Origin of the sequence: Micromonospora sp. NPDC049101, from assembly GCF_040648675.1 — a bacterium.
In the GTDB taxonomy this organism is placed as follows: domain Bacteria; phylum Actinomycetota; class Actinomycetes; order Mycobacteriales; family Micromonosporaceae; genus Micromonospora.
On record NZ_JBEZED010000005.1, the window covers coordinates 379,812 to 392,823 of the forward strand.

8 protein-coding genes are annotated in these 13,012 nt (G+C 65.0%); 3 read left to right on the forward strand and 5 right to left on the reverse strand.

Translation table 11 applies throughout. The features are described 5' to 3' along the window. Nucleotides 1-348 precede the first annotated feature (348 nt). Nucleotides 349-1,707 carry a hypothetical protein gene (locus tag AB0B57_RS09665; RefSeq protein WP_357067171.1) on the forward strand — a complete coding sequence of 453 codons (1,359 nt, stop codon included), beginning with the start codon at nt 349-351 and terminating at the stop codon, nt 1,705-1,707. A gap of 44 nt (nt 1,708-1,751) precedes the next feature. Beyond that, nucleotides 1,752-2,243: an NUDIX hydrolase gene (locus AB0B57_RS09670; RefSeq protein ID WP_357067173.1), complete on the forward strand. Its 492-nt coding sequence runs from the start codon at nt 1,752-1,754 to the stop codon at nt 2,241-2,243. A 110-nt stretch (nt 2,244-2,353) separates the two neighbouring features. On the opposite strand, the gene AB0B57_RS09675 is transcribed toward AB0B57_RS09670, so the two are convergent. The 5 genes from AB0B57_RS09675 to glgX form a co-directional block, all read right to left on the reverse strand. Continuing rightward, on the reverse strand, nt 2,354-4,921 hold the full coding sequence (locus tag AB0B57_RS09675; protein WP_357067175.1) for a tetratricopeptide repeat protein: 2,568 nt from the start codon (nt 4,919-4,921) through the stop codon (nt 2,354-2,356). 18 nt (nt 4,922-4,939) lie between these two features. Continuing rightward, a complete protein-coding gene (locus AB0B57_RS09680) occupies nt 4,940-5,350 on the reverse strand; it encodes a hypothetical protein (protein WP_357067177.1) in 411 nt (136 codons plus the stop codon). Nucleotides 5,351-6,257: 907 nt separating this feature from the next. Then, nucleotides 6,258-7,982: a malto-oligosyltrehalose trehalohydrolase gene (treZ, locus tag AB0B57_RS09685; protein WP_357067179.1), complete on the reverse strand. Its 1,725-nt coding sequence runs from the start codon at nt 7,980-7,982 to the stop codon at nt 6,258-6,260. Further along, nucleotides 7,979-10,285: a malto-oligosyltrehalose synthase gene (gene treY, locus AB0B57_RS09690; RefSeq protein ID WP_357067181.1), complete on the reverse strand. Its 2,307-nt coding sequence runs from the start codon at nt 10,283-10,285 to the stop codon at nt 7,979-7,981. Before treY ends, treZ begins: the two co-directional genes overlap by 4 nt. Nucleotide 10,286: 1 nt before the next feature. Next, nucleotides 10,287-12,404 carry a glycogen debranching protein GlgX gene (gene glgX, locus AB0B57_RS09695; protein ID WP_357067183.1) on the reverse strand — a complete coding sequence of 706 codons (2,118 nt, stop codon included), beginning with the start codon at nt 12,402-12,404 and terminating at the stop codon, nt 10,287-10,289. A 312-nt stretch (nt 12,405-12,716) separates the two neighbouring features. Between glgX and AB0B57_RS09700 the strand changes: the two genes are divergently transcribed. After that, on the forward strand, nt 12,717-13,012 hold a 296-nt coding region (locus AB0B57_RS09700), incomplete at its 3' end, for a glycogen/starch synthase (protein ID WP_357067185.1).

The following is a 13,012-nucleotide window of genomic DNA, read 5'->3' on the forward strand; positions in this document are numbered from 1 at the left end:
CGCGGGTCGTGTCGTCCACGGGTACGCGGTCCGCCTCGGCCTGGGCCAAGAGGCGCTGTTTGGCAGCCTCCCGCTCGGCGGCCTCAGACTGCTCGCCCTTGTTTGCTGACTCGTCGCCCTGCATAGCCACCTCCATCAATCCGGGGCACGACGCTCAGACTTCGCCGGCACCCAGGACACCTTCGATCAGCGAAGCGGGCTGACGATCAACGGACCAGATGGCAAGTAATGCGCTCGGTTGCGCTGCTCAGGACGTGGGTTGCGCAGGGTTGCGCGGGTCCCCATAGGAGCTTGGCAACCCATAGGCTCGTCACTGTTGGTAGTTGACCGATGCCTGGAGGCGGAACCATGGCGCGACCGGTGACGAACGCGGCATTCGAAGGACTTCTGCTTGCCGCCGGTTACGCCAACTCTCACGCTGCCTTTGCCCGACAGCTCAATCACACCGGCCGCAACGAAGGCGCCTGGAGGTATGACGCCGCCAGCGTCTACTGGTGGTTGCGCGGTCGCCGGCCTGGCGAGCACGTCCAAGCCGCGATGGCCGAGACCCTAGCCCGCAAGCTCGGGCGCTCGGTCGCCATTGCCGAGCTGGGCTTCGGCGCGGGCGACAGCATCGGTATGTGTGTCTACCCCGCGACCGTCGATGGGGCAATCGATACTGCCGAGCAGATCTGGACGAGGCTGGCCAGGCGCCTCAACGAACAGGACAGCGGGGCGTTCGACAGCGGCAAAGCGCTAGAGGCGGCGCTTGGCTGGCGGTATGACCTGCCCGACCAGGCGGTCAGCCGGAGCGGCCGGCAACAGGTCACCTCCACCGACGTTCAATCGCTGTACGTACTCGCCGACCACTTCACCGATCTCGACCGACGTCACGGCAGCGGCTCTCCGCGTACCCGTGCTGTCATGGCCGACTTTCTGCTGCGTCAGGTCGCACCGATGCTGCACGGCACCTACACCGATGCCGTGGGGCGCGACCTCATGCGCGCAGCGGCAACGCTGTCCGGCCAGCTCGCTTTCATGTCCTACGACGCGGGCGAGCATGCGATGGCGCAACATCATGGGACGCTCGGCCTGCGGCTGGCCAAGGCCGCTAACGATCGCCTCTACGGGGCTCACCTGCTGGCCAACCTGGCCACCCAAGCTGTGTTCTTGGGGCATGCCCGAGAGGCGACGCGGCTGGTCGAAGCTGCCATAGACGGGGCTGGCCGCGCACCCGCAGCCGTCCTCGCGCGGCTGCATGCCACCGCCGCTACCGCGTACGGGCGATCAGGCGAGCGACGTGCCTGCCAACTCGCCCTCACTAAGGCTGAGCGTGCTCTCGACCGGACGAGCACAGACCTCGGCCCGCGTTGGGTCGGCTACTTCAGCCCTGCCCATTTAGCCGGCGCGGCGCTGAGGTGCTTCGGCGACCTGCATCTGCACAGGCAGGCGCTTCGCCACGCTCCCGAAGCGCTCACCCTCGACAACCGCAACACCCGGACACGTGCCCTGCACACCGCCCTAATCGCTATAACTCATGCCCGGGCTGGAGAGACCGAAGCCGCCTGCAGCTGGGCATCGAAGCTCGAACAGCACGCTGCCGGCATCCACTCGGCGCGTGTGCAACAGCGCCTCCGCGACCTCGCTAGCACGCTCAGCTCACAGCAGGTAGCACCCCAGGTTAACGAAGTGCTGCATAGCCTCGCAGCGATGCCGGCAGCCAGGTAGAGCAATAGTGCAGCAGGAAGGACATCTCCGCTAGCGTCACCGAGGTGACTTGGACGGAGCCCTCCATCTGGTACGCCAACCTGGCCGCCTTCTACGCCGCCGCTGCGGCCTTCATAACCAACCCGGACGGCAACGTGCTACTCGTCAAGCCCACATACCGCGACCACTGGGCCTTTCCCGGTGGCTATGTGGACGAGGGCGAGTACCCCCATGAGGCATGTGCCCGCGAGATCCACGAGGAGTTGGGAACTTCTCTGGGTGTGGGCGACCTCCTCGTAGTCGACTGGGCGCCGCCCGTCGCGCAGCGACCCCGCGCGCTCATCAGCTTCACGTTTGACTGTGGATTAATCGCATCCCTCGATGGCTTCAATCTGGCCGACCAGGAGTTAGAGGACATTGCCTTCTTTGAGCGTCAGGAGGCGGCGAGACTTCTTCCCGGCAGCGTCGCCACGCGAGTTCAGGCGGCAATCGATGCCCGCAACCGGCACGCCCCTGTTTATCTTGCCAACGGCTCGCCCGTCCCAGGCCGGCGGTGACGAAAAGGATGATTTGTATGGTCCCACCGCTATAGGCAGCGTGAACGACTTTCGGCGGCACCGCACCTAGCAAAGCCCGCTGGAATTGACCCGGCGCAATATCTGAAGTGTCATTTCTTGCGTCGACTTGTTCTCTTTTTCCCGGCCTGCCGGGCACCGCCCGAACGGGCCCTATTGCCGCTGTTGACCCGTCGTAGCCACGTAGCCGCTTCATCCCCTCGCCCTTGTCTGACGAGGAGGGTGGCAAGCTCAGACGCAACATGAAAATGGCCACCCTTGTAAGCCCTCGTCCAGAAGCCTTCCGCCGCGTCAAAGTCGCCGCGAGAAGAGTAAAGGTAACCTAATAGACAGGCGGCATGGTCGTGCCCGCCCTCTAAACTTACCTTCAACCATTCTTCATATCCTGCTGTGTTTCGCCGCAAGTGATGCAGACGTGCCACCTCACACGCAGCTGCCGAGTCTCCGGCATCAGCTGCCAGGCGAAAGAGCAGCATTGCATCATCAAGCGCTCCTTGACCCTTCTTAACTTTTGCTAGGGCAAATGTCGCCTCCCCGTCTCCTTCATCCACCAACTGTTGCCAAAGTGGGATTGCTTCCTCAATTCGACCCATCTCCTCTAGAGCTTGGGCAAGGCGGGGAACGACGCGTTTGATGCCACCTTGGATCGCTTTTCTGAACCATACCTCCGCCTCGTCTTTCCGTTGGCGGAGCATGAGAACCTCAGCAAGATTGGCGTAGGCATAGGGGTCTTGAAATGTAGATGCTTCCCGGAGAAGCTCTTCCGCTTCAGCCCATCTCCGCCTATCCTTGACAAGGAAAATTCCGAGTTGGCGAGTGGCTCCACTAACGTTCTCACTTACTGCCTTCCGGAACCATCTCTCGGCCTCCGCCTTACGCCCAATCTTACTATTCATGTCTGCGAGGTTTATCGCCGCCTCCGGTGCGCCGAGTTCTAGGGCTTTTAGCCACGCCTCCTCTGCATCTTTGGTACGTTCTTGGCCAATGAAGGCCGTGCCGAGGTGAATCATTGCGTAAGCGTCGCCATCATCTCCTGCGCTCCGCAATAACGACTCGGCCTCCTCAAATCTACCCGACTCGATAAGAAGTGCGCCCAGCCCACTGGAAGCCGCCTCTTCGTTCTTTTCTATAGCTCGCCTAAACCATTTTTCGGCTTCCTGATTATCCCCCTTGTTTCGTCGAATCCACCCTACGTGATACATGGCGTGGGCGTTGCCACCCGCAGCAGCCTTCTCGTACCAGTTCGCGGCATCTTCTAGTCGCGCGGAATCCTCAAGCATATGACCAAGCTCTGTTGCAGATGCTAAAGAACCGAGCTCGAAAGCGGATTGCAACCAGTGTTCAGCCTCGTCGGATCGGCCGGCGCGGAGGTGAAGTAGGCCGAGGTTATGTGCGCCTGATCCAAGCCCAGCCGCAGCTTGCCCTTCCCATACTTCCTCCGCAATCCGGTGGTTGCCCTGAGACTGTGCCGCAGCAGCGATCTCGTGCATACGCATAGTGTCGCCGTCCGATACCCTGAGGACAGCCTCCCATACGTATTCCGGCACCGGCTTGGCATCGGTGCTGCGCATAACGTTGTCGACAAGGTAATCAAAGGCACGATAAGTTCCAGGTCGCTTACCAGGAAGCAGCATGCTAGTAACACCGTAACGCCGGTGAGAGGCCCACGAAATCGCATCTTCAGTAGTTTCTGGACGAAGGATGGCACCGCCAGCATCTTCGAGATATGGTTTGGAGACGGTGCAAAGGGTCTCGATATCGACCGAGTCGTGCAGTCCAGCCCTATGGCAATCGACTGCTGCGGCGACCAATGCCGCCCCTCGGGGGTTCCCTCCGACCCGCCATGCCATCTGCCATTCGCTGTACAGCATAGGACCTGCGGCGAGATACTCCGCGACGCCATAGGTCCGGCCATGCGTCACGGCATCCGCAACTCGCGGGTCTTCTATTTGATTCGCGCGCTCCATCTCCCCTAGCGTCCAGCGTCGCTCCATAAACACGGTGTCGGCCAGATTTAATACATGCTCCGCCGAAATCAATTCGTTGTGACCTCGCGAGTCGTTCCTGGCTCGAAGACCGGCGAGCGCCGCCAGCGCGCGGTAATGCTCGGTTCTTATTGTGCCAATCACCGCTATTCCTGCGGCGCGAAGATGGGATGCTATGCGAGGTGTTAGCCCATTTGGACCAACATATCGCTCCATGTCATCGAGCCACAACAGAGCTGGATTCGAACCGGATATGAGCGAGACGAGCGAACTGCGCAGCTGGTCCCGATCGTAGGGTGCCACCAGACGGTGATCGGGGGCTACACGCAAAATTGTTTCATAAGCCGACCGGGATTTTCCAGCGGTCGAATCTCCAACGATAAGCACTAGCCCTCCGTGCTTTATCGCGGAATCAACCCTTGAGGTTATCTCCACATCCACATCGCGGGCGACGTACGGTGGAACGGCATTACCTCTAGCCATAGGGGCACGGTGAACGCCAATTTCGAGTGGGTCTGATTCACGAACCAGCGGATCTATGGGACCCTTAAATATCTGCGGTAAGAGATACTCCCGGCCGGCGAAGTAAGCGTTTTCGACGTTGAATTGTTGTCCAAGCCCTAGTTGATAGGCGCGCCCGTGGTCATTTGCATGGCCCTCTATTTCGAAGTTCACGTTCTTGCTCCCGATAGCTCAGCTATTGTGTTGGGTACCATGCCCTTGCTGATAGATGCGGGCCTGGCCGCTGGCTTTCGCGTGCATCGTTATGGCTTGGGATGAGGAAGCGATGCTGACTCCCGCAGAGCGGATTAGTTCACCGATCATTGAAGCGGTTTCGGGGCTTTCTAGCATTAGTAGGCGAAGCCGAGCGTCCCACCGGGCCTGCTCTTGTTCTCGGATCCTGAAGTCGCCGGACGAGTCTGCTGCGACAATCGCGTCGTGAGATCGTTGTAATTCGCTCTCAACGCTCCGCGATAATGCACCGCTATTTCGCGTAAACGCCCGTACTATCAATTCTTTCGCTTGCCCCCATGCTTCAGTCGCCACCAGCGTGACGATCGTCTGGGCTCCTGCCGCAGATAAAGCAGCGAATTCGGGATCCATGACATCACCTTACTCACCGACGGGCTTTACTCAATCAGCGCGACGTCTGCCACATGGTCGAGACTAGGCAATTTTGTCCCATTTAGGTTAGTACATTTGGTATAGTTTAGGTGATTACTTATACTCGTGCTTGTCATTTATCGGACACCTTCCCTGAAGGCAGGGCTACTCAACCTCCGAGCACTCACGGCACCGCTGAGCCTGATGCGGATTGCCCCAACGCTACTTACCACAGCACGGCGCAAAGCAGCAATTTCAACAGGGACTTATAGGATCTTCCGCAGATCAAGTGTGTCCATTATTGCAGCAGGAGGTCGATGGCCGAAGCATGGATATCAACCATGCGGATTGGCCAACCGACACTGATAATCGTCGCAAGGATCAGCGCCACAGGCGACAATGCTCCTCGAACAAACACCGACCGCTTGAGCGCTTCGGCATTCGCTAAGTATTCGTCCAGGCACGGCCGCATGGCACAGCAATACCTGGCGTCGACTTACCCCTAGCGCGGCATTTTGGCAGTTCAGCCAACCATCTGCTTTATAGCTCAAGGCACGCTATGGCTAAGTCGCTGAGCCCTCGGCTAGCGCATCGCTGGTAGACGACGACTGGACATTTTCGACAAGGCGAAGAATTGCCGGCAGGCGAGGCCACACGAACAGGAGCGCTCGTCTTCTGAGTGCTCGGCTAGGAGCCGGACGGAGGATGCGTAACTCCCACTCCCCACAGCTGATACCCTATCCGAATTCCCCTGCTTCCGAGCAAGACCGTCAGGTAGTTCGACGGCTGTACTTCCGCGTCCACTCAGCGGGCCCGTGACGAACCCGCGTGGAAACAGCTAAGCGAATTTCGCAGTAATTACTTCGATCCCCTCTAATTTGTGGGCGAAAGATCGAGTCTTACGCCCTCATAGCGCCACGATCGCCGCAGTCTCCGCCGGCAGCTGGATCCGGTCCCGCATCACCGTGACCCCCTCCCCGGTAGCCAGCAACACCCGCCGAGCCACCCCAGGCAGCGACACCCCCTGCCCCCGCCCGGCAAGGTTCGCGACAACCAGCGTGTCCCCCCGCCGCATCACCAAAAACTGGTCCCCATGCTGCACAGAAACCGCCTGCAACCGAGGATCCGACAGATCACTGCAAGACCGCCGCAACCCAATCAACCGCTGGTAAAACGCCAGCATCGAAGCATGCTCAGGCTTGTCCAGCTCCGCCCAGTCCAACCGCGACCGTACGAACGTCTCCGGGTCCTGCGGGTCCGGCACGTCCCCCTCCGGCCACCCGTGCGACGCGAACTCCCGCCGCCGCCCGGTCCGCACCGCCGAAGCCAACTCCGGCTCCGGGTGCGACGTGAAGAACTGCCACGGCGTAGAAGCAGCCCACTCCTCCCCCATGAACAACATCGGAGTGAACGGCGCCGTCAACAGCAACGTAGCCCCAACCCGCAGCAGCGAGGGAGACAAGGAGGCAGAGATCCGATCCCCGGTAGCCCGGTTCCCGATCTGATCATGGTTCTGCAAGTAGGCCACGAACCGGTGCCCCGGCACCCGAGGATCAACAGGCCGCCCGTGGTGACGGTTGCGGAAGCTGGAGAAGGTGCCAGCGTGGAAGAACCCACCCGTCAGCACATCGGACAACGTTTCCAGGGAGCCGAAGTCCCCGTAGTAACCCTGCCGCTCCCCCGTCAGCAACGTGTGCAGGGCGTGGTGCGCGTCGTCGTTCCACTGCGCGTGCAGCCCGAACCCGCCAGCCTCCCGAGGCGTGATGAGCCGCGGATCGTTCAGGTCGGACTCGGCGATCAACGACAACGGCCGCCCCAGGTGCGTCGACAGGGACTCGACGGCAACGGCCAACTCTTCCAGGATGGGCACCGCCCGCGAGTCGGGCAGGGCGTGTACGGCGTCGAGTCGCAGCCCGTCGACGTGGTAGTCGCGCAGCCACATGAGGACGCTGTCGATGATGTAGCGGCGTACCTCGTCGGAGTGTGGGCCGTCCAGGTTGATCGAGCGGCCCCAACTGTTGCTCTGCTCGGCCAGGTAGGGCCCGAACTGCGGCGCGTAGGCCCCGGAGGGCCCGAAATGGTTGTAGACGACGTCGAGGATCACCCCCAACCCCTTGGCGTGGGCGGCGTCGACGAACCGTTTCAGGCCGTCGGGGCCGCCGTAGGGCTGGTGGGGGGCGTACCAGCAGACGCCGTCGTACCCCCAGTTGTGTTCGCCGTTGAAGGCGTTGATCGGGAGCAGCTCGATCAGGTCGACGCCGAGTGACACCAGGTGGTCGAGGCGGTCGATGGCCGCGTCGAAGGTGCCCTCCGGGGTGAAGGTGCCGATGTGCAGCTCGTAGAGGATGCTGCCGGGCAGTTGCCGGCCGGTCCACGAGGTGTCGGACCACGCGAAGGCGGAGTGGTCGTAGCGGCGGCTGGGTCCGTGCACACCAGCAGGCTGCCACGGTGACCGGGGGTCGGGCAGCGGAGTGTCGTCGTCGTTCAGCAGAAAGGAGTAGTCGAGGCCGGCGTCGGGCACGTCGACGCGCCACCAGCCGTCGGCGGCGGCGCGCATCTCGTGGTCGGCGTCGCCGGTCAGGCGCAGTCGCACGCGGGTGGCGTCCGGGGCCCACACGGAGAATTCGGTCATGACGCAGCCTCCACGGCAGCGGTGGGAGGGGCCAGCAGTGCGACGGGATAGTCGGACAGAAGGTCGTCCAGAGGTGTCTCCCCGCCACTGTAGACCCGACCGGTGAACAGGTCGGTCACCTCGTTAACGGGAAGCGACAGTGCGGTGTCGCACCAGCCACCGGCGCGGGCCAGGCCCAGCGGCAGCCGGGTGGCGACGGTGATCGCGCCGCCCCGGTCGAACGCCACCACGTGCCGGCCCTGCGGCCCGTGCGCCGGCACCGGCCGGTAGCCGGTGAACAGCTCCGGGTGCGCCCGCCGCAACCGCAGGGTCCGCGACACGACGAGCAGCTTCGCCGCTCCGTCGGTGTCGATCGGGGGACGCCAGCCGCCGTCGAGGCGTGCCAGCAGTTCTCGGCGTACGTCGAAGTCGACCGGGCGGCGATTGTCCGGGTCGACGAGGGAGTTGTCCCACAGCTCGGTGCCCTGGTAGGTGTCCGGCACGCCGGGCATGGTGAGTTGCACGAGCTTCTGCCCGAGGGAGTTGCACCAGCCGGCGGGGGTGATGGCGGCGGCGAGTTCGGTCAGCTCGTCGTGCAGGCTCGGGTCGTCGTACATCCGGTCGATGACCGCGTGCATGGCCTGCTCGAAGGCTGGGTCCGGGTCCGCCCAACTGGTCGAGGCCGCGGCCTCCCGGGCGGCCTTTTCGGCGTACGCGTGCAGCCGTTCCCGTTCGATCGGCCACGCGCCGACGGCGGTCTGCCAGAGCAGGTGGGCGAACGCCGGGTCGGGCAGCGGCGCGTACTCCATCCAGGTGTGGACCTGCTCGGCCCAGCGGCCCGGCAGCTCGCTGAGCACGGCGAGGCGGGCGCGGACGTCCTCGCCGCGTTTGGTGTCGTGGGTGGAGACGGTGGTCATGCTGGCGGGCCAGCGGACCTGCTGGGCGGCGGCGAAGCGGTGGAACTCCGCCGGCGGCACCCCGAAGTGGGCGGGGCTGCCGCCGACCTCGTTGAGTGCCACGAAGCGGGTCCAGCGGTAGAACGCCGTGTCCTCCACGCCCTTGGCCATCACCGCGCCGGTGAGCTGCGGGAAGCGTTGGGCCAGCTCGTCGGCGGGGTTACGCAGTCGGCGGGTGACCGCGTCCAGGGCGCCGGCCAGGTCGGGGCGGCGGCGGCCGGCCTCGGAGCGGGCGGCGGCGAGGTGCCGGGCGCCGTGCGGCGGGTAGCCGCGGTAGACGGCGAACGCGGCGGCCAGCTCGGCGAGCGCCGCGCGGGCCTGCTCGGTGGGCACCTCGGGGGCGAGCGCGGCGAGCCGGGTCAGCTCGGCGGCGAGGAGCCCGGTGGCGGCGGCGAGCTTGGTGGTGTGGGTGAGATTTTCCCACGAGGTGTGCCGCCCGGTCAGTCGGGTGTCCAGCACCGTGAAGTCGCCCTCGGCGTCGGTGTCGACGAAGAGGCCGTTCACGGCGGCCAGGGCCTCGTAACCGGTGGTGCCGTCCACCGGCCAGTCCGGCAGCTCCTCGCCGTACTCCAGGATCTTCTCCACCACGAGCCAGGCGTCCGGTGCGGCGGCGCGCAACCGGGTCAGGTAGCCGCCCGGGTCACGCAGGCCGTCCGGGTGGTCGACGCGGATGCCGTCGACCTCCCCGGCGGCGGCCCAACGCAGGATCAGCTCGTGGGTGGCGGCGAACACCGCCGGGTCCTCCACGCGCAGACCCGCCAGGTCCGCGATGGCGAAGAACCGGCGGTACGTCAGGTCGGTGTCACCGCGACGCCAGGAGACCAGCTCGTAGTGCTGCCGGTCGTGCACCTCCCGTGCGGTGCCGTCGCCGGTGCCGTCGGCGATCGGGAAGCGGTGCTCGTGGTAGCGCAGCTCGTCGTCGACCACCTTGAGGTCGTCCAGGGCGGCCGGGTCGTCGGCGAGCACCGGCAGCAGCAGCCGGCCCCGGTCCCAGTCGATGTCGAACCAGTCGGCGTACGACGAGTCGCGCCCCCGGCGCAGCACGTCCCACCAGGCGGGGTTGGCCGGTGGCACGGCGACACCCGCGTGGTTGGGCACGATGTCGACGACCAGGCCGAGTTGCTGGGCCCGCAGCGCGCCCAGCAGTCGCTGCCGGGCGGCCTCACCGCCCAGCTCCGGGTTGACCGCCCGGTGGTCGACCACGTCGTAGCCGTGCGCCGAGGCGGGGGTGGCGGCCAGCAGGGGGGCGGTGTAGAGGTGGCTGACGCCGAGGTCGGCGAGGTAGTCGACGATCGCGGCGGTGGCGTCCAGGTCGAAGCCGGGGCGGACCTGGACGCGGTAGGTGGCCTTCGGAGGGGTGGCCGGCATGTCAGATCGTCCTCTCCAGCACCACGAGGGACCGGTCCGGCACCCGGATGGTGCCGCCCGCGCTGATCACCGTGGCGTCGCCCGGTTCGGGTTCGGCCGTGCTGATCACCCGTTCCCACTTCTGGCCGTATTCGGAACCCGGCATGGTGAAGTCCAGGGGCGCGTCGTGGGCGTTGAAGCAGAGCAGGAACGAGGCGTCGCGGTGTTTCTGGCCGTACTGGCCGCGTTCGCGGATGCCCTCGCCGTTGACGAACAGCGCCACCGAGCGGCCGAAGTCGTTGCCCCAGTCCTCGCCGGTCATCTCCCGCCCGTCCGGGGTGTGCCAGGCCAGGTCGGGCAACGGCTCGTCGATGCCGCGCCCGTTCACCGGCAGGCCGGTGAAGAAGCGGCGGCGGCGGAACACCTGGTGTCGTTTACGGAACGCGGTCAGCGTCTGGACGAACTCCAGCAACTGCTCGTCGACGTTGTCCCAGTCGACCCAGGCCAGCTCGCTGTCCTGGCAGTAGACGTTGTTGTTGCCGTGCTGGGTGCGGCCCAACTCGTCGCCGTGGCCGATCATCGCGACACCCTGCGACAGCATCAGCGTGGCCAGGAAGTTGCGCCGCTGCTTGGCCCGCAGGGCGAGCACCGCCTCGTCGTCGGTGTCGCCCTCGACCCCGCAGTTCCAGGAGCGGTTGTGGCTCTCGCCGTCGCGGTTGTCCTCGCCGTTGGCCTCGTTGTGCTTGTCGTTGTACGACACCAGGTCGTTGAGCGTGAACCCGTCGTGCACGGTGACGAAGTTGATGCTGTGGAACGGGCGGCGGCCGTCGTCCTGGTAGAGGTCGGCCGAGCCGGAGATCCGCGACGCGAACTCGGCGAGGGTGGCGGGCTCGCCGCGCCAGAAGTCTCGTACCGTGTCGCGGTATTTTCCGTTCCACTCCGTCCACAGTGGTGGGAAGTTGCCCACCTGGTAGCCGCCGGGGCCGACGTCCCACGGCTCGGCGATCAGCTTGACCTGACTGACCACCGGGTCCTGCTGCACCACCTCGAAGAACGTGGACAGCCGGTCCACCTCGTAGAACTCGCGGGCCAGGGTGGCGGCCAGGTCGAAGCGGAAACCGTCGACGTGCATCTCGGTCACCCAGTAGCGCAGCGAATCCATGATCAGTTGCAGGGAGTGCGGGCTGCGCACGTTGAGGCTGTTGCCGGTGCCGGTGTAGTCGACGAAGTAGCGGCGGTCCTCCTCGCTGAGCCGGTAGTAGCTGGGCGCGTCCACGCCCTTGAAGCTCAACGTCGGGCCGAGGTGGTTGCCCTCGGCGGTGTGGTTGTAGACCACGTCGAGGATGACCTCGATGCCGGCCGCGTGCAGCGCCTTGACCATGCCCCGGAACTCCTGCACCTGCTGGCCGGTGCGGCCCAGCGCGGAGTAGCCGTGGTGCGGGGCGAAGAACCCGATGGTGTTGTAACCCCAGTAGTTGCGCAGGCCCAGGTCGACGAGGCGGTTGTCGTGGATGAACTGGTGCACCGGCATCAGCTCGATCGCGGTCACGCCGAGCTGGGTCAGATATTCGATCATCGGCGGGGAGGCGATGGCCGCGTACGTGCCGCGCAGCTCCTCCGGGATGTCCGGGTGGCGCATGGTCAGGCCGCGCACGTGCGCCTCGTAGATCACCGAATGGTGGTAAGGGGTGCGCGGCGGCTTGTCGTTGCCCCAGTCGAAGTACGGGTTGACCACCACCGACTTCGGCATGAACGGCGCCGAGTCGGTCTCCGACATCTTCTCCGGCTCGTTCAGGTCGTAGTCGTAGACCGCCGGGTCCCACTGCACGTCACCGTCGATGGCCTTCGCGTACGGGTCGAGCAGCAGCTTGTGCGGGTTGCAGCGCAGCCCGTTCGCCTGGTCGTACGGGCCGTACACCCGGTAGCCGTAGCGCTGCCCCGGCTCGATGCCCGGCAGGTACGCGTGCCACACGTAGGCGTCCACCTCACGCAGCTCGACGCGGCGCTCCGCGCCGGTGTCCCACTCGTCGAAGAGGCACAGCTCGACCCTGTCGGCCACCTCGGAGAAGATGGCGAAGTTGGTGCCCATCCCGTCGTAGGTGGCGCCCAGGGGATACCGCTCGCCCGGCCAGACCTGCATGCTGCTCCTTAGACCATGGTTGTGCCCGCACCGGCCGACGCATGCCCGCGCGCACGCAGGTATTGCCCCCCGCCCGGCAGCGCCAATCCATCCTTTCAGGCGGTGAGCGAAAACCGCCCGTCTGATGCGACCAACACCCTCAGGTGTCCTCCGTCACGATGACCCTTTTCGAGGTGCGTTCTCGGGCCCGATGCACTTTCCTTGACCGGGGACAAGCGTTCGCGTGTGTTCCGCCAGGCCCTCCGCCACCCCTTACACCTCACTCCGCCGCCACTGACGTCGGCGCTTCACCATGCATGGACGGAGATTGATGTGACCCTGCGGGTCGACGAGCAGCACACAGCCACCAAGGACCGGGCCCACCGGCCCACCCTGACCTCCCGGTCCCCGCTCCCGACCCAGCCCGGTGTTGTCGTGCCGCCTGTTGTCGCGCCTGCTGGTGGCGTGCCGGCGCAGCCCGGTCCCGGGGTGCCCCCGCAGACCCAGCGAATCCTGATGCTGTCCTGGGAGTACCCGCCGGTGCTCGTCGGCGGCCTCGGCCGCCACGTGCACGCCCTCTCCGTCGCCCTCGCCGCCGCCGGCCACGAGGTCACCGTCGTCACCCGCCA